4 protein-coding genes are annotated in these 4,768 nt (G+C 68.8%); 2 read left to right on the plus strand and 2 right to left on the minus strand.

Annotation, left to right across the window (positions count from 1 at the left end):
* Positions 1-689, minus strand: a 689-nt coding sequence (locus tag ACXWUF_RS18810; RefSeq protein WP_458496123.1) for an MFS transporter, incomplete at its 3' end; no start/stop codon positions are given.
* A 358-nt stretch (positions 690-1,047) separates the two neighbouring features.
* On the opposite strand from ACXWUF_RS18810, the gene ACXWUF_RS18815 reads away from it, so the two are divergent.
* Positions 1,048-3,369, plus strand: coding sequence for a glycoside hydrolase family 65 protein (locus tag ACXWUF_RS18815; RefSeq protein WP_458496124.1), 2,322 nt, complete (start codon positions 1,048-1,050; stop codon positions 3,367-3,369).
* A complete protein-coding gene (locus tag ACXWUF_RS18820; RefSeq protein WP_458496125.1) occupies positions 3,366-4,262 on the plus strand; it encodes a universal stress protein in 897 nt (298 codons plus the stop codon). The genes ACXWUF_RS18815 and ACXWUF_RS18820 overlap by 4 nt, the downstream gene beginning before the upstream one ends.
* On the opposite strand, the gene ACXWUF_RS18825 is transcribed toward ACXWUF_RS18820, so the two are convergent.
* Positions 4,257-4,571, minus strand: a complete 315-nt coding sequence (locus ACXWUF_RS18825) for an HAD family hydrolase (RefSeq protein ID WP_458496126.1) — start codon at positions 4,569-4,571, stop codon at positions 4,257-4,259. The genes ACXWUF_RS18820 and ACXWUF_RS18825 overlap by 6 nt on opposite strands.
* Between the last annotated feature and the right edge of the window lie 197 nt (positions 4,572-4,768).

The following is a 4,768-nucleotide window of genomic DNA, read 5'->3' on the forward strand; positions in this document are numbered from 1 at the left end:
CTCGCCTCCGCCTCCTCCTCCCGGCCATGGACGATGAGCCAGCGGGGGCTTTCCGGGAGATGCCGCCGCCCGCGCCAGATCAGCAAGCCCAGCACGGGGCCGATGAGGAAGCCCAAGCGCCAGCCGAAACCGACGCCGACCCAGCGCAGCAGAACCAGGGTGCCGAGTGTGCCAAGGATGGCCCCCAGCCAATAGGTGCCGTTCACGGCGATGTCCACCCGGCCCCGGTATCTGGCCGGAATCATCTCGTCGATGGCGGAATTGATGGCGGCGTATTCCCCGCCGATCCCGGCCCCGGCCACGAACCGTGTCGCGTACAGGAAGGCCAGCGCCCCCGGCCCGTGGCCCCAGGTGAAGGCGGTCAGGGCGTTGCCCAGCAGGTAGACGCCCAGGGTGGCCAGGAACAGGTTGCGGCGTCCCAAGGCATCCGACAGCCGCCCGAAGAACAGCGCCCCGAACACTTCCCCCAGCAGGTACACGCTGGCGATGAGCGAGACCTGAGTGGTGCTGAGTCCTAGCGTGGCGGGCTCGGTGAGCAGACCGGCGACGGCTCCGACGATGGTGATTTCCAGCCCGTCCAGCACCCAGGCCGTGCCCAGGGCCAGCACCATCCGGGTGTGGAACGGCGCCCAGGTGAGCCGGTCGATGCGGGCGGGGATGAGGCTGCGGATGGGGGCGGCGCTAGTCATGGCGGCTGTCCTTCGGTCCGGGGATGATGGGTTGGACACGCCGGGACGCGAATATCAATGGCTGTCCGCACGGGTCAAGGAATCGCGGCGGTCCGCAGAGGTCGAAAGCATTACGTGGCCATTCGCCGTCGGCCCGCAACCAAAGCGTTTTTCACATGAATGTACGGATGCTCTTAAACCCCTCCCCAGCCCTCCCCTTATCAGGGGAGGGAGAAAACAGCCCCCCCGATAAGGGTGATTGGGGGGTTAAACCGGACACCCGTATGAAAACCGCTCTAAATGGGCAACATCCGGCGTGGGCCTGTCGAAACGGAATAGAGGATTGCCCGAGCCGGGGTTGCGCGCCATGGATCAGCACATGTTAGAACAGACCGCCGATCCCCTCTGGCGGATCGAGGAGTCCGGCTTCAACCTGGCCCGCGAGCACGAAATCGAATCGCTATTCGCCATCGCCAACGGCTACGTCGGCTCACGGGGTTCCCTGGCCGAGCGCAGTCCGCTGTCGGACCCGGCCACCTACATCGCCGGCGTGTTCGACACCGGGCCGCCGGGCAGCGTGCCGGAACTGGCGGCGGCACCCGACTGGATGCACTTGGAAGTTCGGATCGACGGTCAGGAGTTCCGGCTGGAGGAGGCCGATTGCCTCTATCACCGCCGCATCCTGGACCTGCGCCAAGGGCTGTTGCGGCGGGAATTCGCCTACCGACCGGAAGCCGGCGGGCTGGTCCGGTTCCAAGGCTGCCGGTTGGCCTCGCTGGCGGATCGGCATGTGTTCCTGCAATCCATACAGCTCCACCCGCAGGATCATTCCGCCCGCCTCGGCCTCCGCCTCGTCACCGAGCCAGCGCCGGATCGGCCGGGCCGCCTTCGGCTCGACCCCGATTCCTGTGCCCCCCTGCCCAAGGCGGCCGGGGAGGCCCACGTCATCGAATTATGCACCCACCGCAGCGGCATCCGGGTGGCCCTGGCCACCGCCGGGCGGCTGTGGGTTGACGGTGTCCGGCAACGGCCAAGGATCGAACAATCGCCGGGCCGGATCGTCGAATCCTGGGAACTGGGCATCGAAACCGGCCAGACTTACCGGCTCGACCGGGTGGTGGCGATCTTCACCTCCCGCGACCAGGCCGATCCGGGCCGAGCCGCATCCCGGCATCTCCCTATCCTGCTGGGCCGGGATTTCGGAGCCATGGTGTCCGACCACGTCCACGCCTTCGAACGGCGACGGCAAAGCGCCGACGTGGCCATCGAGGGCGACGAAGACGCCCAGCGGGCCATCCGGTTCGCCGCCTATCACTTGATTGGCGCCGCCAACCCGGAGGACGAGCGGGTTTCCATCGGCGCCCGCGCCCTGACCGGCGGGGCGTATAAGGGGCATGTGTTCTGGGACACGGAAATCTTCATGCTGCCCTTCTACCTCTTGACCCATCCGCCCTCGGCCCGGGCCTTGCTCATGTACCGCTGGCACACCCTGCCAGCGGCGCGGGACAAGGCCCGGCGGCTGGGCTGTCGGGGCGCTGTGTACGCCTGGGAGTCCACCGACACCGGCGAAGAAACCACGCCGCCCCACGCGCTGGCGCCGGATGGCAGGCTCGTCCACATTCTGAACGGCGAGCAGGAGCAGCACATCGGCGCCGACGTGGCCTACGCCGTCCGCCAATATTGGGACGCCACGGGCGATGACGAATTCATGCTGCGGGCGGGCGCGGAAATCCTGATCGAGACGGCGCGGTTCTGGGCCAGCCGGGGCCGCGTCGAGGCGGACGGGCGCTATCACATCCGCACGGTCATCGGCCCGGACGAATACCACGAGTCGGTGGACGACAACGCCTACACCAACGGCTTGGCGCAGTGGAACCTGGAAAGCGCCGCCGACGCCGTGGCCCGGCTGGCCGGACGGTGGTCGGTGCGCTGGCGGGAACTGGCCGGACGCCTCGGCCTCGCGGAAGACGAGCCGGAGCGGTGGCGGGAGACAGCGGCCCGGATGTACACGGGATTCGATGCCGCCAGCGGGCTGTTCGAGCAGTTCGCCGGATATTTCGGCCTGGAGGACATCGACCTCGGCCAGTTCGGCCCGAATTCCCCGCCCCTGGACATGCTGCTCGGCCAGGAGCGGGTGCAAGCCTCCCAAATCGTCAAGCAGGCCGATGTGGTGATGCTGGTTTATCTGCTGTGGGACCGGCTTCCGCCCGGGGTCCGCGAGGCGAATTTCCGCTATTACGAGCCGCGCACCGGCCACGGCAGTTCCCTGAGTCCGGCCATCCATGCCGCCGTGGCCGCCCGGCTGGGCGACGGCGACGCCGCCCTCCGCTATTTCCGGCAGGCGGCGGGCATCGACTTCGCCAACAACATGGGCAATGCCTCGGGCGGCGTTCACGCGGCGGCGCTGGGCGGGTTGTGGCAGGCGGTGGTGTTCGGCTTCGCCGGTGTGCGGATCCGGGCGGACGGGCTGGCCTTCTCGCCCCAATGCCCCGGGTCCTGGTCGGCGCTGCGATTCCCGATCCTCTGGCGGGGCGTTCGGCTCAACGTGGAGATTCGGCCCCGCTGGATCAGGATCACGACCGGCGAGGGCGAGACGAGCGTCCCCCTCCGGGTGGCCGATGCGCCGACCGTTGAACTCCGGCCAGGTGAATCCAAAGTTTGGGCGGAGACGGCAGGAATATGGAAGGAGGTGTCAGCGTGAGCAGCCATACCCAGGACAACACACAACCCGTCATCGTGCCGCTGGACGCGACGGCCCGCTCGGCCGCGATTCTGCCGGTGGTCAGGACCGTGTTGGAGCTATTTGAAGCCCCGGCCTGCGTCGTGTCCATCGACGCCGAGGCAAGGAGTTTGGAGCAACTGAAGGAGAGGCTTCCCGATTTGGCCCGGCTGGCCGTCTCGGATTGCGGGCGGCCCGCCGCCGATCCCGCCGCAGCCATCATCCAGGCCGCCAACGAGCGGAACAGCCGGGGCATCATCATGGCGCTGCACGCCGACCCCGCCGCGGACAGCGGGCTGCAAGCCTTCAACGAGACCGTGCTGCGGGAGATGCGCTGCCCGATCCTGCTGATTCCCCACCAGGGACTGCCAGCGGAATGGCGGCTGCGCCGGGTGGTCCTGCCCCATGACGGCAGCCCCGAAGTGGGCCGCGCCATCCGCCCGGCGGTCCGGCTGGCCGAACGGGCCAAGGCGACCTTGCTGATATTGCATGTGCCGCAAGCGGGCCAGCCGCCGGAGGAACCCGGCACCCTGGCCGCGCCCCGCTACGTGGACCAGCCCCAGCATGAATGGCCGAGCTGGGCCGGGGAATTCCTGGAGCGGATGGCGGCCCTATGCGGCAAGCCGGTGGACGTGCCCATGCGGATGTATGTGGCCAACGGCGAACCGGGGCCGGAGGTGGTGCGGTTCACCCGCGAACACCAGGGCGACCTGGTGGTGCTGCCCTGGCATTGCAGCTTGGCACCCGACCATGCTCGGACCCTGCGGGCGATCATGCACGATGCGCCCTGTCCCTTGGTGATGCTGCCCGCCGAGCGGCAGGGGTCCGGCGCCCCGGTCAGCGGCGACCGCCGCCGCCAGACCGGGAACCTATAGCACCCCGATTTCCGCCAAATCCGCCACCACCACATCGGCACCGGCCCGGCGCAAGGCTTCCGCCTGCCCGGCCCGGTCCACCCCGATGACGCCGCCGAATCCGCCCCTGGCACCGGACTCCACCCCGGCGATGGCATCCTCCACCACGATGGCGCGGGTCGGCGCGGCGCCCAGGCGGCGGGCCGCCTCCAGAAAGGAATCCGGCGCGGGCTTGCCGGCGAGGTGGTTCTCCTCCAGGGTCAGGCCATCGACTTGGGCATCGAAGAGTCCGGTGAGCCCGGCGGCGCGCAGCACCTCGGTGTGCGCCACGCTCTGATAGTGCGATTCGGGCCTCCCTGCCCGAATCGCCCTCTCCGCGGGCGGTTATTGCCTTCGGCAGCCCCGGACGCCCTGCGTTCACCCGTCCCGACCCAACAAGGGGATCGGGACGTGGCTCCACAAATGGCTCTACGCCCGGTCGTGGGCCTTGCAGATTCCCTCCGGGAATCCGCCCGGCACTCGGGCTA

The organism is Methylomagnum sp., from assembly GCF_054333355.1.